Annotated in this window: 23 protein-coding genes and 1 riboswitch; of the genes, 12 read left to right on the top strand and 11 right to left on the bottom strand. The window is 59.7% G+C overall.

What is annotated here, in order from left to right; all coding sequences use genetic code 11:
* The first annotated feature begins 438 nt into the window (after positions 1–438).
* Positions 439–530, top strand: a riboswitch (S-adenosyl-L-homocysteine riboswitch).
* An 82-nt stretch (positions 531–612) separates the two neighbouring features.
* The 3 genes from ahcY (at position 613) to metF (ending at position 3,937) form a co-directional block, all read left to right on the top strand.
* Positions 613–2,046: an adenosylhomocysteinase gene (ahcY, locus tag H663_RS35445; RefSeq protein WP_053172323.1), complete on the top strand. Its 1,434-nt coding sequence runs from the start codon at positions 613–615 to the stop codon at positions 2,044–2,046.
* Positions 2,047–2,224: 178 nt separating this feature from the next.
* Entirely contained in the window at positions 2,225–3,073 is an 849-nt protein-coding gene (locus tag H663_RS35440) for a TlyA family RNA methyltransferase (RefSeq protein ID WP_053172321.1), read from the top strand.
* A gap of 18 nt (positions 3,074–3,091) precedes the next feature.
* Positions 3,092–3,937, top strand: a complete 846-nt coding sequence (metF, locus tag H663_RS35435) for a methylenetetrahydrofolate reductase [NAD(P)H] (RefSeq protein ID WP_116695905.1) — start codon at positions 3,092–3,094, stop codon at positions 3,935–3,937.
* 318 nt (positions 3,938–4,255) lie between these two features.
* Here the strand turns inward: metF and paaE are convergent, their stop codons facing one another.
* From paaE to H663_RS35405, 6 genes are all read right to left on the bottom strand, one after another.
* Positions 4,256–5,347, bottom strand: a complete 1,092-nt coding sequence (gene paaE / locus H663_RS35430; RefSeq protein ID WP_053172317.1) for a 1,2-phenylacetyl-CoA epoxidase subunit PaaE — start codon at positions 5,345–5,347, stop codon at positions 4,256–4,258.
* A 22-nt stretch (positions 5,348–5,369) separates the two neighbouring features.
* Positions 5,370–5,906, bottom strand: a complete 537-nt coding sequence (gene paaD, locus H663_RS35425) for a 1,2-phenylacetyl-CoA epoxidase subunit PaaD (RefSeq protein ID WP_205872738.1) — start codon at positions 5,904–5,906, stop codon at positions 5,370–5,372.
* Between the two features lie 81 nt (positions 5,907–5,987).
* Positions 5,988–6,800, bottom strand: coding sequence for a 1,2-phenylacetyl-CoA epoxidase subunit PaaC (gene paaC, locus H663_RS35420; RefSeq protein ID WP_053172313.1), 813 nt, complete (start codon positions 6,798–6,800; stop codon positions 5,988–5,990).
* 63 nt (positions 6,801–6,863) lie between these two features.
* Positions 6,864–7,172: a 1,2-phenylacetyl-CoA epoxidase subunit PaaB gene (paaB, locus tag H663_RS35415; protein ID WP_053172311.1), complete on the bottom strand. Its 309-nt coding sequence runs from the start codon at positions 7,170–7,172 to the stop codon at positions 6,864–6,866.
* Positions 7,169–8,197 (bottom strand): 1,2-phenylacetyl-CoA epoxidase subunit PaaA, encoded by a 1,029-nt coding sequence (gene paaA, locus H663_RS35410; protein ID WP_053172309.1) that lies wholly within the window; start codon positions 8,195–8,197, stop codon positions 7,169–7,171. The genes paaB and paaA overlap by 4 nt, the downstream gene beginning before the upstream one ends.
* Before the next feature lie 422 nt (positions 8,198–8,619).
* Positions 8,620–9,507 carry a 23S rRNA (adenine(2030)-N(6))-methyltransferase RlmJ gene (locus H663_RS35405; protein ID WP_053172308.1) on the bottom strand — a complete coding sequence of 296 codons (888 nt, stop codon included), beginning with the start codon at positions 9,505–9,507 and terminating at the stop codon, positions 8,620–8,622.
* Between the two features lie 198 nt (positions 9,508–9,705).
* On the opposite strand from H663_RS35405, the gene rplM reads away from it, so the two are divergent.
* The 3 genes from rplM (at position 9,706) to erpA (ending at position 11,074) form a co-directional block, all read left to right on the top strand.
* Positions 9,706–10,137, top strand: coding sequence for a 50S ribosomal protein L13 (gene rplM, locus H663_RS35400; RefSeq protein WP_053172306.1), 432 nt, complete (start codon positions 9,706–9,708; stop codon positions 10,135–10,137).
* Positions 10,138–10,148: 11 nt separating this feature from the next.
* Positions 10,149–10,541, top strand: a complete 393-nt coding sequence (gene rpsI, locus H663_RS35395; RefSeq protein ID WP_053172304.1) for a 30S ribosomal protein S9 — start codon at positions 10,149–10,151, stop codon at positions 10,539–10,541.
* Positions 10,542–10,708: 167 nt separating this feature from the next.
* Positions 10,709–11,074 (top strand): iron-sulfur cluster insertion protein ErpA, encoded by a 366-nt coding sequence (erpA, locus tag H663_RS35390; protein WP_053172302.1) that lies wholly within the window; start codon positions 10,709–10,711, stop codon positions 11,072–11,074.
* A gap of 33 nt (positions 11,075–11,107) precedes the next feature.
* Here erpA and H663_RS35385 read toward each other — a convergent pair whose 3' ends face one another.
* Both H663_RS35385 and H663_RS35380 read right to left on the bottom strand, forming a co-directional pair.
* A complete protein-coding gene (locus tag H663_RS35385; protein WP_053173516.1) occupies positions 11,108–12,247 on the bottom strand; it encodes an anhydro-N-acetylmuramic acid kinase in 1,140 nt (379 codons plus the stop codon).
* Between the two features lie 105 nt (positions 12,248–12,352).
* Complete coding sequence (locus H663_RS35380) at positions 12,353–13,819, bottom strand: M23 family metallopeptidase (RefSeq protein WP_053172299.1); 1,467 nt, start codon at positions 13,817–13,819, stop codon at positions 12,353–12,355.
* Between the two features lie 139 nt (positions 13,820–13,958).
* Here H663_RS35380 and tyrS point away from each other — a divergent pair, with 139 nt between their 5' ends.
* The 3 genes from tyrS to dbpA all read left to right on the top strand — a co-directional run bounded on the left by tyrS (position 13,959) and on the right by dbpA (position 17,323).
* A complete protein-coding gene (gene tyrS, locus H663_RS35375; RefSeq protein ID WP_053172297.1) occupies positions 13,959–15,191 on the top strand; it encodes a tyrosine--tRNA ligase in 1,233 nt (410 codons plus the stop codon).
* A gap of 43 nt (positions 15,192–15,234) precedes the next feature.
* A complete protein-coding gene (dtd, locus tag H663_RS35370) occupies positions 15,235–15,678 on the top strand; it encodes a D-aminoacyl-tRNA deacylase (protein WP_053172295.1) in 444 nt (147 codons plus the stop codon).
* A gap of 259 nt (positions 15,679–15,937) precedes the next feature.
* A complete protein-coding gene (dbpA, locus tag H663_RS35365; protein ID WP_240620543.1) occupies positions 15,938–17,323 on the top strand; it encodes an ATP-dependent RNA helicase DbpA in 1,386 nt (461 codons plus the stop codon).
* A 39-nt stretch (positions 17,324–17,362) separates the two neighbouring features.
* Here the strand turns inward: dbpA and H663_RS35360 are convergent, their stop codons facing one another.
* On the bottom strand, positions 17,363–17,743 hold the full coding sequence (locus H663_RS35360) for a response regulator transcription factor (protein WP_053172293.1): 381 nt from the start codon (positions 17,741–17,743) through the stop codon (positions 17,363–17,365).
* A gap of 219 nt (positions 17,744–17,962) precedes the next feature.
* Between H663_RS35360 and msrP the strand changes: the two genes are divergently transcribed.
* Positions 17,963–18,961, top strand: a complete 999-nt coding sequence (gene msrP / locus H663_RS35355; RefSeq protein WP_053173512.1) for a protein-methionine-sulfoxide reductase catalytic subunit MsrP — start codon at positions 17,963–17,965, stop codon at positions 18,959–18,961.
* Between the two features lie 5 nt (positions 18,962–18,966).
* Complete coding sequence (locus H663_RS35350; RefSeq protein WP_053173511.1) at positions 18,967–19,563, top strand: protein-methionine-sulfoxide reductase heme-binding subunit MsrQ; 597 nt, start codon at positions 18,967–18,969, stop codon at positions 19,561–19,563.
* 195 nt (positions 19,564–19,758) lie between these two features.
* Here the strand turns inward: H663_RS35350 and lysA are convergent, their stop codons facing one another.
* A complete protein-coding gene (gene lysA / locus H663_RS35345; RefSeq protein WP_053172291.1) occupies positions 19,759–21,042 on the bottom strand; it encodes a diaminopimelate decarboxylase in 1,284 nt (427 codons plus the stop codon).
* Positions 21,043–21,095: 53 nt separating this feature from the next.
* The gene (lptM, locus tag H663_RS42230) at positions 21,096–21,371 is read right to left on the bottom strand and encodes an LPS translocon maturation chaperone LptM (protein ID WP_240620542.1); all 276 of its coding nucleotides are present in this window, start codon (positions 21,369–21,371) and stop codon (positions 21,096–21,098) included.
* A 12-nt stretch (positions 21,372–21,383) separates the two neighbouring features.
* Here lptM and cyaY point away from each other — a divergent pair, with 12 nt between their 5' ends.
* Positions 21,384–21,716 carry an iron donor protein CyaY gene (gene cyaY, locus H663_RS35335; RefSeq protein WP_053172289.1) on the top strand — a complete coding sequence of 111 codons (333 nt, stop codon included), beginning with the start codon at positions 21,384–21,386 and terminating at the stop codon, positions 21,714–21,716.
* The last annotated feature ends 879 nt before the right edge of the window (positions 21,717–22,595 follow it).

Raw genomic sequence — 22,595 nt, 5'->3', positions numbered from 1 at the left:
CCCTGCGCAGATCGTAGGACAAGGTCCCGAGGCGATCAAGCGGTGCCTCGCCGACCTTATCGCCAGCAGGCTGGCTCCTACACACATGTCCCCTGTAGGAGCTTGCCCTGCAAGCGATAAGCCTTCGCCCCATCGCCAGCAGGCTGGCTCCTACAAACCCATGTCCCCTCGTAGGAGCTTACCCTGCAAGCGATAAGCCTTCGCCCCATCGCCAGCAGGCTGGCTCCTACAAATTCAACAGCCGCAGCAGATCCATTCCCCTGTAGGAGCTTGCCCTGCAAGCGATGAGCCTTCGCTACCCCTCATCGCCAGCAGGCTGGCTCCTACAAACTCAAGAGCACCAGCAGATTCATTCCCCTGTAGGAGCTTGCCCTGCAAGCGATCAGCCCCTGATTGCCCCAGTCACCGGCGAAAAATCGGATGAGTTAGAATCACGCCCATTCCGAGGAGCGTTGCAGCGCCCACCAGCCCCAAAGCTGGCAGCAGGCGTGAGGCTCGGAACCTTCAAACAGCAACGACGCTCATCCACTCGACGTGCGGTGAGCCTGTAACTTCCATTCAGTGCTTTCATCCACGCGTGTGGCCTTTTCACATTGCTTTGGAGCTTTTCTCATGAATGCACGTATGCCTTCCACCGTCAACGCTGATTGCGTGATTGCCGACATCGGCTTGGCCGATTGGGGCCGCAAAGAAATCAAAATCGCCGAGACCGAAATGCCCGGCCTGATGGCCATCCGCGAAGAGTTCAACGCAGCTCAACCCTTGAAGGGCGCTCGCATCACCGGCTCGCTGCACATGACCATTCAGACGGCCGTGCTGATCGAGACCCTGCAAGCCTTGGGTGCCGATGTGCGTTGGGCTTCTTGCAACATCTTCTCGACCCAAGACCACGCCGCTGCCGCGATTGCTGCCAAGGGTACGCCTGTGTTCGCCATCAAGGGCGAGACCCTGGCCGATTACTGGGACTACACCCACCGTATTTTTGACTTTGGCCCCGCTGGCTCCGAAGGCGAAGGCCCCAACATGATTCTGGACGACGGCGGCGACGCCACCTTGCTCATGCATTTGGGCAAGCGCGCCGAAACCGACGCTTCCTTGATCGCCAACCCCACCAGCGAAGAAGAGACCTGCCTCTTCAACGCCATCAAGGCCAAGCTGGCTGTGGACCCCACCTGGTACAGCCGCAAGGGCGCGCACATCATCGGCGTGACCGAAGAAACCACCACCGGCGTGCTGCGCCTGAACGAGATGGCCGCCAAGGGCAGCCTGATGTTCCGCGCCATCAACGTGAACGACTCGGTGACCAAGAGCAAGTTTGACAACCTGTACGGCTGCCGCGAATCCTTGGTCGATTCGATCAAGCGCGCCACCGACGTGATGATCGCGGGCAAAGTCGCTTGTGTGGCCGGTTACGGCGACGTGGGCAAGGGCTCGGCCCAAGCCTTGCGCGCTTTGAGCGCCCAAGTCTGGGTGACCGAGATTGACCCGATCAACGCACTGCAAGCCGCGATGGAAGGCTACAAAGTCGTGACCATGGAATACGCCGCTGACAAGTGCGACATCTTCGTGTCCGCCACCGGCAACAAGAACGTGATCCGCTACGAGCACATGGCCGCCATGAAAGACGAAGCCATCGTCTGCAACATCGGTCACTTCGACAACGAAATCGATGTCGCTTCGCTGGACAAGTGCCAGTGGGACGAGATCAAGCCCCAGGTCGACCACATCATCTTCCCCGATGGCAAGAAGATCACCCTGCTGGCCAAAGGCCGTTTGGTGAACCTGGGTTGTGCCACGGGCCACCCCAGCTTCGTGATGTCTTCCTCGTTTGCCAACCAGACGATTGCGCAGATCGAGTTGTTCACCAAGCAAGACCATTACGAGTCCGGCAAGGTCTATGTGTTGCCCAAGCACCTCGATGAAAAAGTGGCCCGCCTGCACCTGAAAAAGGTCGGTGCGATGCTGACCGAACTCAGCGATGAGCAAGCCGCTTACATCGGTGTGTCGAAAAACGGTCCTTACAAGGCCAACACTTACCGCTATTGATGCGCAAAGTGGGTTGAGGGGTTCAGCCTTCGTGGTGTTTTTGCGACGTCACGTCGGGGCTGAAGCCGCCGACCTACAGATGCAGCTCCGTAGGTCGGTGGCTTTAGCCCCGACATGTTCGTCGCGCCACCATCGCCTGCTGATCCCTCCCACCATTGTTTGATTGAAACCCCACCGCATGCGCATTGACCAACTTCTCGTCGAACGTGGCTTGGCCGCTTCTCGCTCTCAAGCCCAGCGACTGATTGCTGGGGGTGTGAAGTGGCAGCAGCCCGACGGCACTTGGCGCACCGTCGTCAAAAACCGCGACGAGGTGCCCGAAAGCGCAGCCCTGGAGTTGCTGGACGATGCCGAGTCGCGCTATGTCTCGCGCGGCGGGCTCAAGCTCGAAGGCGCTTTGAAGGCCACAGGCGTTCAGGTCGATGGCTTGCGTTGCCTGGATGTGGGTCAAAGCACTGGCGGTTTCACCGACTGCTTGCTGCAGCACGGCGCGGCCGAGGTGGTGGGCATTGACGTGGGCCATGCCCAAGTGCACCCGCGCATTCGTGAGGACGAGCGCGTGGTTTGCATTGAGGGTGTGAACGCCCGCGAGCTGGAGCCTGGCGATGAACGCATTCCGGATGCGCTGGATGGCTTTGATGTGATGGTGGGCGATGTGTCGTTCATTTCGCTCACGCTGGTCTTGCCCGGTGTGGTGCATCTGCTCAAACCCACGGGCCAATTGCTGATGCTGGTCAAACCCCAGTTTGAGCTTCAGCCAGGCCAAGTGGGCAAGGGCGGCATCGTGAAAGACGACACCCATTTCCCGTTCATCGAAAACCGTGTGCGCACGGCTTTGACCGAGTTGGGCATGCAGGTCACTGCATGGCTGGACAGCCCGATTGCGGGCGGTGACGGCAATCACGAATTTTTTGTGCTGGCCTGCTGGCCTGACCCGGCGGCAGTTTTGCCTGCGCGTGAAAAGCGGCGGGTTGAACACGAGGCCGATCTGGCCGCCAAGGCCTATGCCAAGGCCAATGACTATTGAATGTTTGAAGGTGTTGTGATGTCTGGTTTGAAACTGCCCATCAGCCTGGAATTTTTTCCTCCCAAAACGCCCGAAGGCGCTGAAAAACTGCGCGGTGTGCGCGAGAAACTGTACGCCCTGAAGCCTGAGTTTTGCTCGGTCACTTATGGGGCAGGCGGGTCTACGCAAGAAGGCACGTTCTCGACAGTGAGTGCCATCCTGAGCGAGGGTGTTGCAGCTGCTTCGCACTTCTCGTGCATTGGCGCGACCAAGGCTTCGGTGCGCGAAGAGCTGGCCACGCTCAAGGCCATGGGCGTTAAGCGCCTGGTGGCTTTGCGCGGTGATTTGCCCAGCGGCTACGGGGCGGGTGGCGAGTTCCATTACGCCAGTGATCTGGTGAGTTTCATCCGCACCGAGACCGGTGACGACTTTCATATCGAAGTGGCGGCATACCCCGAGATTCACCCGCAGGCCAAGTCGCCCGAAGCCGACTTGCAGGCTTTTGCCACCAAGGTCAAGGCCGGTGCCAACTCAGCCATCACACAATATTTTTACAACAGCGATGCCTACTTCCGCTTTGTAGACGACGCCTACAAGCTCGGTGTGGACGTGCCCGTGGTGCCGGGCATCATGCCGATTACCAGCTCGTCGCAGTTGCTGCGTTTTTCCGACGCTTGTGGTGCCGAAATCCCGCGCTGGATCAGGTTGCGTTTGCAGGGCTATGGCGATGACATCGAGTCCATCAAGGCCTTTGGCCTGGATGTGGTGAGTGACTTGTGCGAGCAGCTCATCAACGGCGGCGTACCCGCCATTCATTTTTACACCATGAACCAGAGTGCGGCGACCACCGAAATTTTGCGCCGACTTATGGATTCGGCCCCATGAAGTCTGAACCGTGTGTTGCCAGTTGGGAGGATTTTGTGGGAGCTTCCAGCCAAGCGAAAAGCCAGTGGTTCACAAGCGTCTGATCGCCAGCAGGGCTAGCTCCCACAAGGAGCAAGATTGAAGTCACCCCGCAAACTTCACAGGGCCGGATCAATATAGCGCCGACATCAAGCGCAAGGTCATTGCCCTGGCGGCGGCGCTCCTACAGGTTTCCATGGGCTTGCAAGTAGGAGCGGCGCCCTCGCCGCGATTTGGCTTGTACGCAAGCACCATCGTCCGGGGCGGGGCTCCTTCAAGTTGAGACTTCCGAGAAGGGCTTCAGCGTTCGTCGAAGCTCACCACCACGCGGCCGCTGGTGGGGCGGGCTTGGCAGGACAGCACGAAGCCTTGATCGACTTCGGGCTTTTCGAGGGTGAAGTTTTTGTCCATCACGGTCGTGCCTTCGGTCACTTTGCAGCGGCAGGTGCAGCACACGCCGCCTTTGCAGGAGTAGGGCAGGTCCAGGCCCATGGCCAGCGCGATGTCGAGGATTTTCTCGTTCTTGTTCATCGGCATGTCGTAAGGCTTGCCGTCGAGCACCACGGTGAGTTGCACTTCACCGCCGTCGCGGGTCGCCTTGTGACCCAGCACGGCCTGGCTGCGCTGCTCGGGGCTCAGGGCTTCAAGCGTGGGCGAGGTGAAGCGTTCGGTGCGGATGCGCTCGGCCTTGACGCCAGCATCGAGCAAGGTCTTCTCGGTTTCTTCGATCATGGCTTCAGGGCCGCAGATGAAGACTTCGTCCATGCTGCCCACGGGCAGAAAGGCGTCGATGATGGCGCGCACTTTGGCGGCGTCGATGCGGCCTTCGAGCAGCGGCACCTCTTGCGCCTGGCGTGAGAGGATGTGGATCAGCGTGAGGCGTGAGGGGTAGCGGTCCTTGAGGTCTTGCAGCGCTTCATTGAACATGACACTGTCCATGCGGCGATTGCCATAGACCAAGGTGAATTTGGAGTCGGGCTGTTCTTCGAGCGTGGTGGCCAGGATCGACAAAATCGGTGTGATGCCTGAACCGGCAGCAAATCCCACGCGGTGGATGGCGCGCTGTTTTTGCACGGTGAAGCGCCCATCGGGCGGCATCACGCGCAGGGTGTCGCCTGCTTTCAGTTGCGTAGCGGCCCAGTTGGAAAACACGCCGCCTTCGACCGGGCGAATACCCAGCTCCAACTCGCCTTGATGCAGTTGGCTGCGGGCCGAACTGATGGAATAGCTGCGGCGCACATCCGCGTCGCCTATGGTGGCGCGTACGGTGAGAAACTGGCCAGGCTGGAAGTCGAACTGCGTACGCAGCTCGGAGGGCACGGCCAAGGTGATGGCCACGGAGCCAGCGGCTTCGGGTGTGACGCGTGAAACTGTCAGGTCATGAAAGCGCATGATGGTTCGCTCTTTTTTCGGTTCAGTAGGGTTTGAAGTAGTCGAACGGTTCCATGCAGTCCAGGCACCTGTACAGGGCCTTGCAGGCGGTGGAGCCGAAATGGGAGGTTTCGGTGGTGTTGGCCGAGCCGCATTGCGGGCAGTGGACCACTTCGGTTTTGGTCCCGCGTGCCGCGAACTGCACCACGTTGGCCCCACCCGACGGCGCGCTGGCGCAGGCGTGTGGTGGTGCAATGCCATAGGCCCGCAGCTTGTCTTTGGCCGCTTCGGTCATCCAGTCGGTCGTCCAGGCGGGGGCCAGTTGGGTGACCACCGTGGCTTGCAAGCCGCCTGCAGACAGTGCGGCTTTCACGTCGTCTTCGATCTGGCCCATGGCGGGACAACCGCTGTAGGTGGGGGTGATGACCACTTCCAGTCCTTGGGCACCTTCGCGCACGTCGCGCAATATGCCCAACTCGCGCAGAGAGACCACGGGAATTTCCGGGTCGCTCAGGTGTTCGATCAGGGCCCAGGCGCGTTGCTCAATCTCCGTCATCGCGAGCGAAGAAGTCTCCGTCATCGCGGGCGAAGCGCGGCGATCCAGTGGCTGTTGTGCTGCGCTGGCTGTGAGGGTTGGTGTGGTCATGGTGGCCCAGTGGTTTTACCAAGTGGCGCCGGGGTGCTGGCGCGCCAGGGTTTGCATTTCGGCCAGCACAAAACCCAGGTGTTCCGAGTGGATGCCTTGCTTGCCGGTGGTCACAAAGCCGCCTGCGGCAGGGCGCTGCAGTGTGGCTTGCGTCAGGGCCTCGTCCACGATCTGGTTCCAGTTGGCTTGCAAGGCGGTCATGTCAATGCCGGTGCCGTTGGCCTGTGCCGCTGCTTCTTGCGGGCTGGCGCTCCAGAATTCCTGTGTGTAGGGCAGCAGTTGGTCGATCGCGGTTTGTGCCTTGGCGTGCGACCGTTCGGTGCCGTCGCCCAAGCGTACCAGCCAGTCGCGTGAGTGGCGCAAGTGGTAGCGCACTTCTTTGAGCGACTTGGCGGCAATCGCGGCCAGTTGTGCGTCCTTGGACGCTTGCAGCTGATCCCACACCAGCACCATCAGGCTGCTGTAGAGGAAGTTGCGCACGATGGTCATGGCAAAGTCGCGGTCGCCTTGCGCGGTGGCCGACATGAGTGGCATGTGGGGCAGCTCGCACAGCGTGTAGTTTCTAAAGTCTGGCACGTCGCGGAAGTAGGCCAGCGTGTCCTCGGTCGCACCGTTGCCGATTTGCGCGGCGGCGTGCTGATACAGCATGCGGGCTTGGCCGATCAGGTCAAGGCTGTTGTTGGACAGCGCGATGTCTTCTTCGAGGATGGGGCCGTGGCCGCACCATTCGGCATTGCGCTGACCGAGGATCAGGGCGTTGTCTGCGAGGTGAAGCAGGTAGTCGACCGGGGCATTGAGTGTGGAGTGTGGAGTGTGGAGTGTGTTCATATTGGACGAGTCTGGTGCATGACGCTCAACGCTCAACGCTGAGCGCTGAACGACGGACATGAATCACATGTGTCCGACTTCGTCGGGGATTTGGTAGAAGGTGGGGTGGCGGTAAACCTTGTCGCTGGCGGGCTCGAAGAACTCGCCTTTGTCATTGGGCTCGCTCGCCGAAATGGTGGCCGAGGGCACCACCCAGATGCTCACGCCTTCCTGGCGGCGGGTATAGACGTCCCGCGCCATTTGCAGTGCGTGTTGTGCGTCAGAGGCGTGCAGGCTGCCGCAGTGCTTGTGTTCCAGGCCTTGCTTGGAGCGGACAAAGACTTCCCAAAGGGGCCATTCCTTGAGTGCGGGGGTGTTGGCCGTTGTGTTCATGCTGCTTCCTTCAGTTGACGCGTTTGTTGTTTCTTGGCGTGGGCAATGGCTGCTTCGCGCACCCAAGTGCCGTCGTTCCAGGCCTTGACGCGCGCACCCAAGCGTTCCTTGTTGCAGGGGCCGTTGCCATTCACGGTGGCCCAGAATTCGTCCCAGTCGATCTGGCCATAGTCATGGGCTTGACGCGCCTCATTCCACTTCAGGTCGGGGTCGGGTAATGTCACGCCCAGCACCTTGGCTTGCGGCACAGTGGCATCGACAAATTTCTGACGCAGGTCGTCGTTGCTGATGCGCTTGATACCCCAGCGCATGCCTAATGCGCTGTTGGGGCTGTCGGCGTCGGGTGGCCCGAACATGGCCAGGCACTTCCACCACCAGCGGTTGACCGCGTCTTGCACCATGGCTTTTTGTTCGGCCGTGCCTTGCATCATGACCAGCAGCGCTTCGTAGCCCTGGCGCTGGTGGAAGCTTTCTTCTTTGCACACGCGCACCATGGCACGGGCATACGGGCCATACGAGCAGCGGCACAGCGGGATTTGGTTCATGATGGCCGCGCCATCGACCAGCCAGCCGACCACGCCCATATCGGCCCAGTTGAGGGTGGGGTAGTTGAAGATGGAGCTGTACTTGGCTTTGCCGGTGTGCAGGGCGTCGAGCATCTGGTCGCGGCTGGTGCCCAAAGTTTCTGCGGCGCTGTACAAATAGAGCCCGTGGCCGGCTTCGTCTTGCACTTTGGCAATCAGAATGGCTTTGCGTTTGAGGCTGGGGGCGCGGCTGATCCAGTTGCCTTCGGGCAGCATGCCGACAATTTCACTGTGGGCGTGTTGACTGATCTGGCGCACCAGCGTCTTGCGGTAGGCGTCTGGCATCCACTCGCGCGGCTCAATGCGGCCGTCGGCGTCGATGCGCTCATCAAATTGGGCTTGCAGCGCTTGTTCACTGGCGCTCGCTTGCTTGGGGACGGCCTTAAGGCCTGCGGACTTTGCGTCGTCCTGATCGGAAACGCTAAAGGATTGCGTGTACATGGGCTTCTCCCGCGCCGGACAGATGGAATGATTGTGGCGCTGGCCGTAGTATAGCAATTAACCGACCGGCCGGTCGGTTAATTTTTGCCCATCGCCTCAGGATTTTCCCTGAGTCCCTCCCTTGAGTCCGTAAGCACCCCTGAGCATAGTGATCCGGCTCGCTGAAGTTTGAATTTTTTGGGCCGTCACTGCATATGGTTTTGGCCCGATGAATTCTGAGCCGTGTGTTACCAGTTGGGAATATTTTGTGGGAGCTTGCGAGCCAAGCGAAAAGTCTGTGGACCGCAAGCGTCTGATCGCCAGCAGGGCTAGCTCCCACAGGGTGCAAGGTTGAAGTCACCCTGCAGACTTAACAGGGCTGGATCAATAGCGTTCAGCGTTCTCCGCCCAACGCCCAACGCCCAACGCTCAACGCCCAACGCTCAAGAAGATTCCACTTGCCAGCTCTTTCCTGTGCCGCGTGCCAAGGCGGGGCCCACCACATCCAGTGCCTTGCGGATTTGGTCTTTCAGGGTGAAGGGCGGGTTGATCACGAACATGCCGCTGGCCACTAGGCCGCCCTCGTCGCCGGGGCCACGGCCAATGGCCAGTGTGGCGTTAAGCCAGGGTTTTTGAGCCTGATTGGACAGGGTGCGCAGGCGGCGTGGCAGTTCGTGCGCTTCTGGGCGCGGGATGATCGGGTACCAAACCAGATACGTGCCGGTCGAAAAGCGCTTGAGGTAGTCCTGGATGACGCTGGCGACCTTGCTGTAATCTGATTTGATCTCATAGCTGGGGTCTATCAACACCATGGCCCGCTTTGAGCCTGTTGCCGATGCCGGGGGGGGCAAAAGTTTCTTGAGGGCCTCAAAGCCGTCTTCTCGGCTGACGGTGATGCTGCGGCCAGCATCGAGTTGGGCGATGTTGGACATCAGTGATTTGCTGTCTGTGGGGTGAAGCTCAAACAGCCGCAGGCGGTCACGCGACTCATGGCGCATGAGGCGCTGCATCAAAAAAGGCGATCCAGGGTAAATGCGAGCTTGTCCGTTGGGATTGAAGCTGGAGATTTGTTCCAGATAGTCTTCAATGGGCTCGGGGATGCTGTCCAGCTTTTCGAGGGCAGCCAGCAGTTTGAACAGACCGTCTTCAGCCTCGGCGCCTTTTTGGGAGTAATCGCCGTCCAGCCGGTACAGGCCAGCCCCTGAATGGGTGTCGATCAATGTAATGCCAGCCTCTTTTTGCATGAGGTGGCGCATGGTGGCGAGCAGCGTGATGTGCTTGAGCACATCCGCATGGTTGCCCGCATGGAAGGCGTGTCTATAACTGAACATGCGTCGATGGTAACCAATTACACCTGCAAGTCCTTGATTTTTCGTATAATGATGGGCTTCGCAGCGATTTTTGTGGTCCCGCGGCGAAGAAGCTCAGCCCATCAAAAAGCTGGCAAATTCCCACCTAAGAGGCTCCCAACAGAGGAGCACCGACCGTGGAAAAGGACCCGACAAACCTTTCTTTCAAAGAAAAAACTCATGACAACAACTTTCAGCGCAAAACCCGCTGAGGTCGTGCACGAGTGGTTTGTGATTGACGCGACCGACAAGGTCCTCGGACGAGTAGCCAGCGAAGTTGCTCTCCGTTTGCGCGGCAAACACAAGGCCATTTACACGCCTCACGTCGACACCGGTGACTTCATCGTCATCATCAATGCTGCCCAGCTCAAAGTGACTGGCACCAAGACACTGGACAAAGTGTATTACCGTCACTCGGGCTATCCCGGCGGTATCACTGCCACCAACTTCCGCGACATGCAAGCCAAGCACCCTGGCCGCGCACTCGAGAAGGCTGTCAAGGGCATGCTGCCCAAGGGCCCACTCGGTTACGCCATGATCAAGAAACTCAAGGTGTATGGCGGCGCAGAGCACCCACACACCGCCCAACAGCCTAAAGTGCTGGACATCTAAGGAGCCTTGAGATGATTGGTGAATGGAACAATGGCACAGGCCGTCGCAAATCCAGCGTCGCCCGCGTGTTTCTGAAAAAAGGCACTGGCAAGATCACGGTCAATGGCAAGGACATCCAAGCCTATTTTGGCCGCGAGACTTCGATCATGATCGCCAAGCAACCCCTCATGTTGACCAACCATGCCGAAACTTTCGACATCATGATCAACGTGCACGGCGGTGGCGAATCCGGTCAAGCCGGTGCATCGCGCCACGGCATCACCCGCGCCCTGATTGACTACGACGCATCGCTCAAGCCTATGCTGAGCCAAGCTGGTTTCGTCACTCGCGACGCCCGTGAAGTCGAACGTAAAAAGGTCGGCTTGCACTCCGCTCGTCGCCGCAAGCAATTCTCGAAGCGTTAATCCGCTTTTTGTTTTTGCCAAAAGCCGCCCCGGTTCGCTGTGGCGGCTTTTTTCATGGCCTGAGAGGACTCAAAAGCCCATGAGCCCTGTAACGTTACTGAGGGGTTCTTGAGCGGTAATTCCCGACAAGCGCGCTATACTATTTGGAATTGAACCGGAGAAACACCATGAGCGCTGTTGCTGAAAATATCCAGACCGAAATGCCCGCACCGATTGTCTTCACCGACAGCGCTGCCGCCAAAGTGGCCGACCTGATCGCCGAAGAGGGCAACCCGGATCTGAAGCTGCGCGTATTCGTCCAGGGCGGCGGCTGCTCGGGCTTTCAGTATGGTTTCACCTTCGATGAAATCACCAATGAAGACGACACCACCATGAGCAAAAACGGTGTGTCCTTGCTGATCGACGCCATGAGCTACCAGTACCTGATTGGGGCCGAGATCGATTACAAAGAAGACCTGCAAGGCGCGCAGTTCGTGATCAAGAACCCCAATGCCACATCCACTTGCGGTTGCGGTTCGTCCTTCTCGGCTTGATCGGATAAGTCGGCGAGCAAAACTCGAAGAGCATCAACGGGGGTAAATGGCCCCCAAAACACGGGCGCCTCTGGCGCCCGTGACGTTTGGCAGGCTCGAAGTTTCCCGGCGCATCGTCTTGAAGGCCAGCCAGGCAAAGGCGGCGGCTTCGACCTGCAGGGGCGGCAGCCCATGGTGTTCACTGTTGACCACGTCCACACCAGGCAAATGTTCTGACAACTCCCGCATCAATTGGCCGTTCAAGGCACCGCCGCCGCACACGATCAGGGTGCGTGCTTCGGGTGCAAAGTGCAAAATGTCCTGGCTACAGGCCAGTGCCGTGAAGGTGCAAAGCGTGGCTTGCACATCGACAGCAGACACATCAGGAAATGGCTGCAGGTGCTGTGCTAGCCAGACCGGATTGAAAAGATCTCGCCCAGTGCTTTTGGGCGGTTGCCTGTGAAGGAAGGGCTCTTGATACAGGCTGTAGAGCAACTCCGGGTCGCGCTGGCCTGAAGCGGCCCAGGCACCATTGCGGTCAAAAGCCTGGCCCGTATGCGTGTTGCACCAGTAATCCATCAAGGCATTGCCCGGCCCGCAATCCCAGCCCAAAACGTCCCCGTCGGGTGACAACACGCTCAGGTTGGAGATGCCGCCAATGTTGAGCACAGCCACGCAGGCATCGGGCTGAGCAAACAGGCCGTGGTGGAAGGCGGGCACCAGCGGGGCACCTTGGCCGCCTGCAGCCAGGTCGCGGCTGCGAAAATCCGCCACCACATCGATGCCTGTGAGTTCCGCCAGCAAAGAGGGGTTGTTCAGCTGCAGCGTGTAGCCCACCGCCGCCTGGTGCAGGGCGGGGTTGGCGTCGAATTCCAGAGGGCGATGTCGCACAGTCTGGCCGTGTGCACCAATGGCCGTGATGTGCTCAGATGTCAAGGCGCTTTTGTTCAGCAAGACGTGCACCACCTGCGCGTAATGCCGGGCAATCTGGTTGCCTGCCAGGGCACCGAGGTGCAGCTCGTCGTCGCCGCGCTGGTTCAGTTGGAGCAAGGCAGCACGAAAAGAGGCGTCAAACGGTTCAAATGCATGGTCAAGCACCTGAATGCGACCGTGTTCGTCCAAGCGCGCGAGCACGCCGTCCACGCCGTCCAGAGAAGTGCCTGACATCAGGCCAATGTAGTGAGAGGAGGTCATGCGGAGAAAAGCGTCAAGGGGTTCAAAAGCAGGCGATTGCAGGGGACCCATCCAAGGGTATCAAAATCCGGCAGGCCATTGAAAAAGGGCCTTGCGGCCCCTTTTTCACTGAATGTTGATTTCGCGCATTTGCGCGGCTGCCTGTAGCTGACTTCGGGTCTGGCCCACCAGAACATTGAACTTGGCCATGGCCGCAGGGCTGATGGGCGAACTTTGCGCTTGCTGGATGATTTTTTGTGGATCAACGTGAACGCCATTGACCCGAAATTCAAAGTGCAGGTGTGGCCCGGTTGACCAGCCGGTGGACCCCACTGCACCCACCACCTGGCCTTTTTGCACAGTCTGGCCCTTGCGAACCTGTATGCGGCTGAGGTGTGCGTACACCGTGGTGTGGTTGTTGCCATGGCGAACAATCACCATGTTGCCAAAGCCGCCCTGAACCCCTGCAAACTCCACCACGCCATCTCCTACGGTTTGGGCTGGTGTGCCAGTAGGTGCCGCGTAGTCCACGCCGCGATGCGCCTGCATGGTCTGGAAGATGGGATGCAAACGCATGCTGAAGCCGCTTGTTTTGCGTGAAAAAGCCACCGGTGATGCGAGGTAGGCGCGGCTCAGACTCTTGCCGTCCAAGCTGTAGTAATTGCCCTTTTGGCCGGGTTCTTGAAACCAGACCGCTTCATAGGTCTTGTTGTCGTTGTTGAACTCGGCACTCAATACACGCCCTGTACGCAAGGGCTCGCCATCGGCTTCCAGCACTTCATAAATCACGGAAAAGCGAGCGCCCTTGCGCAAGGTGCGGTGAAAGTCGATTTGGTTGGAGAAAATCTGGGTCAATTGGCTGATGACGGAATCGGGCAAACGTGCCTCGTCCGCAGCGTCATACAAGGAGCTGGCCACCGTGCCACCCGTCATGCGGATGCTGGTGTTCATGGGCGATGTTTCAAGTGAGGCTTGCAGTCCCTGGGCTGTACGCTGAACCTTCATGCGCTGGAAAAAAGTATCGTTTTCGCTTTTGAGCCATCGCACGTTCAATTCGCTGAGCAACTGCTCGCCGGTTAACTCAGCGGATACCGAGCGTCCGGCTTGCTGCAAAGCCAGTCTGGCCAGCGGGTTGCTGCGCAAAAAAGCAGCCGCTTGTGCATCGACCAAGCCGAGGCGACGCAACAGGCTTTCTGGTGTGTCAGCTGAGCGGGTGGTGTCGGTGCGCGTCAAACGCAACTGTGAAAGGTCCAAAACGGCGGCTTGGGCTTGAAGCTGCGGAATCTCGATAGGGGTGGTCACTGTGACCACGGGTTGGTCAGCGATGTCGGGGCCCAGATTGACAATGGCAAACGCGCCACCACCGCCTGCCAGCAGGACCGAAGCCAAGCTGATGCTGATGGTTTTGGGATGGCGAGTCAGCAAGCGCACGACGGGCTGGCTGAACTTGGCCAGATGTGGGTGCTGGCCATCGAGCCAAGCCAGGCCTTTTTGAATGCTGTGGAGTGTTCGGCCTAAGAGGTGGCTGAACCTTTGCAAACTGCTCAGGCTCGCAGAGGAGACCTGCTGGCGAAGGGAAGTGAAAAACGACATTTTTTTGAAAATTTGTGACACAAATCGACCAGCAATCTGTGCTCAGCAGCAAAGGGGAGAATGCCGACTCTAAAATGAGCGACTTTCTAAAAGGCCGATTTTAAGGGCCCACACCCATTTGACCTCAGAAAAAACCCTTATGAATCAAGCGCTTGTTACAAAATACCCCGTCACAGACAGAACTTTGAATGCTTTGGAGGTCACTTTGAGGGGGTGCGAAGAGCTGATCCCCAAAGAGGACTGGCTGCAAAAGCTGGCCAAATCCGAAGTCACCGGTGTGCCTTTGCGCATCAAGCTGGGTCTGGACCCGACCGCCCCCGACATCCACATTGGCCACACGGTGGTGCTCAACAAGATGCGCCAGCTGCAGGACCTGGGGCACCAAGTCATCTTTTTGATTGGCGACTTCACCAGCCTGATCGGCGACCCCTCAGGCCGCAACAGCACCCGCCCGCCACTCACGCCCGAGCAGATCAAGCTCAACGCCGAAACCTATTACAAGCAGGCCAGCCTGGTGCTGGACCCGTCTAAAACCGAGATCCGCTACAACAGCGAATGGAGCTTGCCCCTGGGCTCCATGGGCATGATTCAGCTGGCCGCCAAGTACACCGTGGCCCGCATGATGGAGCGCAATGACTTCCATGACCGTTTCAAGGCAGGCACGCCCATCAGCGTGCACGAATTTTTGTACCCGCTCATGCAGGGCTATGACTCGGTGGCGCTGAACAGTGACCTGGAGCTCGGTGGCACCGACCAGAAATTCAACCTGCTCATGGGCCGCCACCTGCAGGCGGAATATGGTCAGGATCAGCAGTGCATCTTGACCATGCCCTTGCTGGAAGGGCTGGACGGCGTGGACAAAATGTCCAAGTCCAAGAACAACTACATCGGCATTGCAGAAGAGCCCAACAGCATGTTCGCCAAGGTGCTGAGCATTTCGGACACGCTCATGTGGCGCTGGTACACCTTGCTGTCCTTCAAGTCCATGGCAGACATCGAGGCGCTCAAAAAAGAGGTCGAAGGCGGTCGCAACCCCAAGGACGCCAAAGTCATGCTGGCCAAGGAGATCACCGCGCGCTTTCACAGTGCTGCTGCCGCAGACGCCGCCGAGCAGGATTTCATCAACCGCAGCAAGGGCGGCGTGCCCGACGACATCCCTGAGGTGACCCTGTCGGGTGCCCCCATGGGTATTGGTGCCCTGCTCAAGGCAGCGGGCCTGGCCCCGTCGACCACCGAGGCGGGTCGTCTGGTCGACGGTGGTGGCGTGCGCGTGGATTCGAGCGTGGTCAGCGACAAAGGCCTCAAACTCGAAGCCGGTACTTACGTCGTGCAAGTGGGCAAGCGCAAGTTTGCCAAGGTCCATCTGGCTTGATGCGCTTCGTTTGTCCGCTCATGTGCACTGACGGTGTCTTGAAATGATCGCGGTACTGCAGCGCGTGAGCGAAGCCTGCGTGCGCGTGGACGGGGAAGTGATCGGTCAGATCGGCGCAGGCTTGCTCGTGCTGCTGTGTGCCGAAAAAGGTGATACCGACGCGGTGTCCGACAAGATGCTGGCCAAGATGCTCAAGCTGCGCATTTTCAGCGACGAGGCAGGCAAGATGAACCGCAGCGTGCAGGATGTGGGCGGCGGCCTGCTGGTGGTCAGCCAATTCACATTGGCCGCCGATGTGGCCGGTGGTAACCGCCCCAGTTTCACCCAGGCCGCAGCGCCCGAAGAGGGCCGTCGGCTTTATGAGCACTTTGTGGCCCAAGCCCAAAAAGCCCACCACTTGGTGCAAACCGGCCGCTTCGCCGCCGACATGAAAGTCGCCCTCGTCAACGACGGCCCCATCACGATTCCCATGCGCATGAGCGCTTGAATTCTTTACACCCTCAGCATGGCCCAGTGGCCATGTATCGTCATGTCGGCGTCTTTGACCACCGACCCACAAACATTCACCCCGACCTGTCTGGGGGGGACGACGCTCAACAAACGGTAGTCCCCTCGTAGGTCGGCACTCGAAGAGTCCGACATTTGCCCGAAGCGCCGCTACAAAAGCAATTTGGCCCGCCTTGGCTGAGCATGCCAACGATAATCCCCACATGACTGCAACATCCCCCGCCGCGCCACTTGTCCCGATGACCTCTCGCTTTGACCAGTTCGACCTGCCCCCCGCTACGCTCCAAAACCTCGAACAACTGGGCTACACCCAGATGACGCCCATCCAGGCGGCCAGCCTGCCGCTCACGCTGGCCGGGCAAGACCTGATCGCCCAAGCCAGCACGGGCAGCGGCAAAACCGCCGCCTTTGGCCTGCCTCTGATGGAGCGGCTGCAAAGCGCAGGCTCGCCCAGTGCCCCTGTGCAGGCAGTGGTGCTGTGCCCCACCCGTGAGTTGGCCGACCAAGTCACCCAAGAAATCCGCCGCCTGGCCCGCGCCCGCCAAAATGTGAAAGTCGTCACCCTGTGTGGCGGCGTGGCCCTGCGCGGCCAGACGGTGAGCCTGGAGCATGGTGCCGATGTGGTGGTGGGCACGCCCGGCCGCATTCTGGACCACCTGGAGCGCGGCTCGCTGAGTTTGGCTGAGGTGAGGACACTGGTGCTCGACGAAGCCGACCGCATGCTGGACATGGGCTTTTTCGACGACATCGCCAAAGTGGTGCGCCAGTGCGCCAAAGACCGCCAGACCTTGCTGTTTTCGGCCACTTACCCCGAAGGCATTGCCAAGCTGGCCGCGCAGTTCATGCGCTCGCCGCAGACCGTGAAGGTCCAGGCGCAGCACAGCGCTCACAAGATCCGGCAAGTGTTTTACGAGGTGAACGAGAACCAGCGCCTCGATGCAGTTTCCAAGCTGCTGGCGCATTTCCGGCCTGAGCGCACGCTCGCGTTTTGCAACACCAAGCAGCAGTGCCGCGACTTGGTGGCGGTGCTGCAGGCACAGGGCTACAGCGCGCTGGCGCTGTTTGGCGAGCTGGAGCAGCGCGAGCGCGACCAGGTGCTGGTGCAGTTTGCCAACCGCAGCTGTTCGGTGTTGGTGGCCACCGATGTGGCCTCACGCGGGCTGGATGTGGAAGGCCTGGAAGCCGTGATCAACGTGGACGTGACGCCCGACCCCGAAATTCACATCCACCGCATTGGCCGCACGGGCCGGGGCGATGCCGAAGGCCTGGCCCTGACGCTGGCCAGCATGGACGAGATGGGCTCGGTCGGCAAGATCGAGCTGATGCAAGGCCGCGAGTCCACCTGGGCACCGTTGTCGGGGTTGACGCCTGCAACAGGCGGGCCACTGCAGCCACCCATGCGCACCCTGCAGATCGTCGGTGGTCGCAAGGAAAAAATTCGCGCGGGTGACGTGATGGGCGCGCTGGCCTGCGAATGCGGCCTGACCCGCGAGCAGGTCGGCAAGATCAATGTGAACGAGTTTTCGACCTATGTCGCTGTTCAGGCCGCGCTGGCCAAAAAGGTCGAGGCTCAGCTGTCGAGTGGCAAGATCAAGGGCAAAACCGTCAAGGTCCGATTGATCTGAATTGTGGAGCGCACAGATTCTGGCGTTGAATGGCTGATTTCAGGCTGACTGGAAGGTCTCCAGACCCTGAGCAATGGCTTTGAGCATTTGCTCGGTGCGAAAGGGTTTCCACATGAAGGCGATGGCCCCTGTTTCCTGCGCGGCCAAGGTTTCATGGGGCAGGCTTTCGCCGCTCATGAAAATCACCGGGATGTCATCGCCCGCCTGACGCATGTTGGCATGCAATTCGATGCCGTTCATTTTGGGCATTCGAATGTCCAGCAGCATCACTCTGGGGCCGCAGGAGCGATGTGCGCTCAGGTATTCATGGCCGCCACAGTGGGTACGCACCCTGAAGCCGTGCGCATCCAGCACCATGCTCAGCATCTGCCGGATGTCTTCGTTGTCGTCGACCACTTCAATGATCGCTTGGCTTGTCATATTTAGTGAAATTAGCGAAAATAAAAGTATCTTATCAAATTAACAACATGACGCTTTGGGTGAGATAGTGCACGCTTGCCTGTTGGACCGCAGGTCTTGCGCGACGGGGCGCACAAAAGGGGGGATACCCGGGTTCCGATACGTTGGGTATGGGGCGGGGCAGCATAAGGTGTTTAAAACCTTGACAATCCAATGCTTGTTTATTCCCAAGAGGTGCTCATGCTGATTTTTTCATCTGACAAAGCTTTTGTGCATCCCGTGTCCAGCGAGATCACCCCCGTGCAGGTGTACCAATCGCGGCGTGACGTGTTGCGCCGCATGGCAGCAGGCTCTGCCGGGCTGTCTTTGACCGCCTGGGCCGAGCGCAGCGCCTGGGCGCAGGGTGCCCGTGCGGGTGGGGGCGGGGTGGCCTTGCCGTTTGTGCCTTCCAATTTGCCCGGCGCCATGACGATGGACAAGCCCACGACCTACAAAGACGCCACCACGTACAACAATTTTTATGAATTTGGCACCGACAAGGCAGACCCGGCCAAATACGCTCACACCCTGAGCACCCAGCCTTGGACCGTGGAGATTGAAGGCTTGGTGAAAAAGCCAGGGCGCTACGCCCTGGAAGACCTGATGAAGTGGGGCGATATGCAAGAGCGCATTTACCGCCTGCGCTGCGTGGAAGGCTGGTCCATGGTGATTCCCTGGATCGGGTATTCGCTGTCGGACTTGATCCGTCGGGTGGAGCCCCAGCCGGGGGCCAAGTTTGTGGAGTTTGTGACCCAGGCTGACCCCAAGACCATGCGCGGTGTGCGCGGCGGGGCGCTGGACTGGCCTTATGTGGAAGGCTTGCGCATGGACGAGGCCATGCACCCTTTGAGCTTGCTGGCGTTTGGCATGTATGGCGAAATCATGCCCAAGCAAAACGGCGCGCCTTTGCGCCTGGTGGTGCCCTGGAAATATGGTTTCAAAAGCGCCAAGAGCCTGGTCAAAATCCGCTTTGTGGACAAGCAGCCCCTGTCTTCCTGGGAGAAAGCCGCGCCGCAAGAGTACGGGTTTTATTCCAACGTGAACCCGCTGGTGGATCACCCTCGCTGGAGCCAGGCCACCGAACGCCGCATTGGCGAAGACGGCCTGCTGGCTAAAAAACGCAAGACGCTCATGTTCAATGGCTATGAGCCGCAGGTCGGGCAGCTCTACGCCGGCATGGATTTGAAGAAATTTTTCTGATGACCGTGAGGGCTGCACTGCGTCACCCTGCGGCCTGGTGGGCGCTGCTCTCGCTGGGGCTGCTGCCCCTGGCCTGGCTGGTGTTGCAGACGCTGCAAGACCAGTTGGGGGCCAATCCGGCCGAAGCCCTGATCCGCGCCACGGGCGACTGGACACTGCGCAGCCTGTGCGTGGTGCTGGCCGTGAGCCCTTTGCGCACCTGGCTGGGCTGGCCCGAACTACTGCGATTTCGGCGCATGCTGGGTTTGCTGGTGTTTGCTTATGCCAGCGTGCACCTGCTGTGCTACGCCTGGTTTGACATGGGCTTTGACCTGGCCGACACGCTGCAAGACCTCTTCAAGCGCCCCTTCATCTGGTTGGGTTTCAGTGCCTTTGTGATCTTGCTGGCGCTGGCCGCCACCTCTTTCAACCGGGCCGTGCGTTGGCTGGGCGGCAGGCGCTGGCAAATGCTGCACCGGGGTGTTTATGCGGTGGCCGTGCTGGCCGTGCTGCACTTTTGGTGGATGCGCGCGGGCAAACAGGACTTTGCCGAGGTCTTGGTGTATGCGGGTGTTCTGGCCGGTTTGCTGGGGTGGCGGGTCTGGCGAGGCTTGCGTCGGTAGTTTATGGTCTGATGCATCTATGAATGAAAACCTTTTGATTTTTGAAAATCTTGTTATTTGACAATGGTTTAGCTTTCAGTATCTATGAATGCTTGTCTGCCCATCACGATCTGCTGTGTGACGGGGCAGGCTGTGTGCGAAGTCAATGCGCATTGAGTGGGTAGGTCGGTACTCGCAGAGTCCGACATCTGGGCCTCAGACCAGCTGCTCCAGCGCAAAGGTGTCAAACGCCGATTCGCGCTGGCGAATCAGGTGGGCCTTTGTGCCGTCCACCAGGATTTCGGCGGCGCGGCCACGGGTGTTGTAGTTGCTGGCCATGCTCATGCAGTAAGCGCCTGCCGACAGCACAGCGAGAACATCACCGGCCTGTACCAACAACTGTCGGTCGCGGCCGATCCAGTCGCCGCTTTCGCACACGGGGCCGACCACGTCATACACCACACCATCACCTGAGCGGGGTTGCACGGGCACGATCTGGTGGAAAGCCTGGTACATGGCCGGTCGCGGCAGGTCGTTCATGGCGGCGTCGATGATGCAGAAGTTCTTTTGCTCGCCGGGTTTGAGGTACAGCACCTCGGTCAGGCACACGCCCGCGTTGCCCACCAGTGAGCGGCCGGGCTCGACCATGAGTTGGCGCTGGCCGTAGCCGCGGGCATCCAGCTTGGCCAGCAGCTGCGCCCATAGCGCATCGGCCTCGGGCGGGGTGTCGCCGTTGTAGTTGATGCCTAGGCCACCGCCAAAGTCGATGTGGTGGATGGGGATGCCCGCCGCTTCGACATCGGCCACCAAGTCCAGCACGCGGTCCATGGCGTCCAGATAGGGGGTGCTGTCGGTGATTTGCGAGCCAATGTGGCAGTCAATGCCCACCACCTTCAGGCCCGGCAGGCTGGCCGCGTGTTGGTAAGCGCGTAGCGCATCTTCGTGGGCGATGCCGAATTTGTTGCCTTTGAGGCCTGTGGAGATGTAGGGATGGGTCTTGGGGTCCACATTGGGGTTGACGCGCAAGCTGACCGGGGCCTTTTTCCCCAAGCCCACGGCCACGTCGCTCAGCACATCGAGTTCGGCTTCGCTTTCAACATTGAAGCAAGCAATGCCCACTTGCAGGGCTTGTTTCATTTCAGCGCGGGTCTTGCCCACACCGGAAAAAATCACCTTGGCGGGGTCGCCACCGGCTGCCAGCACGCGGGCCAGCTCGCCGCCCGACACGATGTCAAAGCCGCAACCGGCCTCGGCAAACAACTGCAGGATGGCCAGGCTGGAGTTGGCCTTCATGGCGTAACAAATTTGCGCCTGGCGCCCGGCAAAGCCGCGTTGGTAGGCGGCCAGGGCCGAGAGCATGGCTGCCTTGGAGTAGACGAACAAGGGCGTGCCGTGTTCACGGGCCAGCTCAGACAGGCGCACGCCTTCCACATGCAGCTGATCGCCCGAATAGGCGATGTGGGGTTGGCCGGGCAAGGTGGCGTTGGTGGGGGTGTTCATATGTGCAATCTAAAGGAAAAACGGGTGGCGGACAGAGGGGCTGGTCGTGCCTGTCAAGGGGCCCGAGGCGTAATGCCGGGCAAGTCTGTGGGGTCTGCAGGGGTTTGTTCTGCCGGCTGCAGCACAGGCTGTGCCGGTCGGATTGGCTGCGCGGTCGATGCTGCAGGTTTGGTGTGCCAGGGGTTAAGAGTTTCAACCAAGGTGGCACGCCCCACCGATTCGGGGGTGCTGGGCATGAGCAGCGGTCCCTTTTGACCGCAAGCGCTCAATACAGCCGTACCTCCAGCAAGGGCAAGTGACGTGACTAGAATCTTGGTTACCTTCAACATGCAGCGATTGTAATGACCGACCTTGAATTTCTGGACCACGCGGAGCGCCTGTTGGCGAGCATCGAGACGAGTTGCGACCGCCTGAACGACGACACGGATGCTGACGTCGACAACCAGCGTGTGGGGGGCATGATCACGCTCACCTTCCCGAACCGCAGCCAGATCGTGGTCAATTTGCAAAAGCCTTTGCACGAGGTTTGGTTGGCAGCCCGCTGTGGTGGCTTCCACTACAAATTCGATGGCGACCGCTGGATGGACACCAAGGGACAAGGCGAGTTCTGGGAGAGTCTGTCGCGTTATGCCTCAGAGCAGGCTGGTCAAGAGTTGCTGTTTGGGCTGTTGTAGGTCGGCGGCTTCAACACCGACAAGGGGCCTGTGCCGAAGCGCACAAACGTCGGGCTCTGCGAGTGCCGACCTACGGCAACAGCCGCAACCGTTATTGCCCGATGGGCGTATTTGTAGGTCGGTGGTCGAAGACCCCGACGTGGGGCTGTGCAGAAGCCTGCAACGTCGGACTCTGCGAGTACCGACCTACGGCAACAGCCGCAACCGTTAAAGCCCGCTGGGCGTATTTGTAGGTCGGTGGTCGAAGACCCCGACAAGGGCCTGTGCCGAAGCCTGCAACGTCGGACTCTGCGAGTGCCCATCTACGGAAACAGCCGCAACCGATAAAGCCCGATGGGCGTATTTGTAGGTCGGTGGTCGAAGACCCCGACAAGGGGTCTGTGCCGAAGCGGGCAAACGTCGGACTCTGCGAGTGCCGACCTACGGCAACAGCCGTAACCGTTATTGCCCGATGGGTGTATTTGTAGGTCGGTGGTCGAAGACCCCGACAAGGGCCTGTGCCGAAGCCTGCAACGTCGGACTCTTCGAGTGCCGACCTACGGCAACAGCCGCAACCGTTATTGCCCGATAGGCGTATTTGTAGGTCGGTGGTCGAAGACCCCGACAAGGGCCTGTGCCGAAGCGGGCAAACGTCGGACTCTGCGAGTGCCAACCTACGGCATCAGCCGCAACCGTTAAAGCCCGCTGGGCGTATTTGTAGGTCGGTGCTCGAAGACCCCGACAAGGGGCCTGTGCCGAAGCGGGCAACGTCGGACTCTGCGAGTGACGACCGACGGCAACAGCCGCAACCGTTAAAGCCCGATGGGCGTATTTGTAGGTCGGTGGTCGAAGACCCCGACGTGGGGCTGTGCAGAAACCTGAAACATCGGACTCTGCGAG

This window comes from Limnohabitans planktonicus II-D5, from assembly GCF_001270065.2.
In the GTDB taxonomy this organism is placed as follows: domain Bacteria; phylum Pseudomonadota; class Gammaproteobacteria; order Burkholderiales; family Burkholderiaceae_C; genus Limnohabitans_A; species Limnohabitans_A planktonicus.
The sequence above is the reverse complement of the archived record's forward strand: the minus strand, read 5'-3'. Positions and strand labels throughout refer to the sequence as shown.